This is a genomic window from Pseudomonas sp. LM13, assembly GCF_041381355.1.
GTDB classification, from domain to species: Bacteria; Pseudomonadota; Gammaproteobacteria; order Pseudomonadales; family Pseudomonadaceae; genus Stutzerimonas; species Stutzerimonas frequens.
Map to the genome: position 1 here is coordinate 1 of NZ_JACBXH010000127.1, position 842 is coordinate 842.

The following is an 842-nucleotide window of genomic DNA, read 5'->3' on the forward strand; positions in this document are numbered from 1 at the left end:
TATACACCAACGAAGAAGAGATCCGCGTCCAGCAACTGACCGGCGAAAAGAAACGCCAGTACCGGCTGCTCCACTCAAAGCCGGTGGTCAGCGACTTCTTCCAATGGTGCCGGGATCAACTGGCACAGGGCGGTCTGCTGCCCAGTGATTTATTGACCAAAGCACTGAACTACGTGCTCAGCCGTGAAGCCAGCCTGACCGTCTTCCTGGAAGACCCAGACGTCCAGCCAGACACCAACCACCTGGAACGGGCCCTGCGCCCCATTCCCATGGGACGCAAGAACTGGCTGTTCTGCTGGACTGAACTCGGCGCGGAACACGTGGGCATCATCCAGAGCCTGATCACTACGTGCAAACTGCACGACATCAACCCGTACACCTATCTGGTGGACGTGCTGCAGCGCATCAGTCAGCACCCGGCCAGCAAGGTCGCTGACCTGACGCCTCGGCTCTGGAAGACCCGGTTCGCCGATAATCCGTTACGCTCGCTGATCGATCCGCGCCATTCTGATCGACAGACCGCACAGCCAAAGGGCACCCTCCATGCGCATTGAAGACATGAGCATCGATCAGCTATTGGAGCTGAACCGAATGATCTGCCGGCGCATTGATGAACTGCAAGATCAAGAAAACCTGCAGGCGCTGAGTCGGCTGCACGTGGGGCTGAAGGTGACCTTCGAAAGCCGAACTGGCTTGACTATGGGGATCGTCACCAAGATCAACCGCAAGAGCGTGATCGTCCTGGCCGAGAACGGCACGAAACAGTACAAGGTCTCACCGGAATTGCTAAGGCCCCTTCGGGACGTAAAGTAAGTCCAGTACGTCGTGGAATGAACGCTTAC

Annotated in this window: 2 protein-coding genes; both read left to right on the top strand. The window is 57.4% G+C overall.

Annotated elements, in window-relative coordinates:
* On the top strand, nucleotides 1-554 hold a 554-nt coding region (locus tag HZR81_RS23660; protein WP_500129400.1), incomplete at its 5' end, for an IS66 family transposase.
* Complete coding sequence (locus tag HZR81_RS23665; protein WP_003458515.1) at nucleotides 544-813, top strand: hypothetical protein; 270 nt, start codon at nucleotides 544-546, stop codon at nucleotides 811-813. The genes HZR81_RS23660 and HZR81_RS23665, both read left to right, overlap by 11 nt.
* The last annotated feature ends 29 nt before the right edge of the window (nucleotides 814-842 follow it).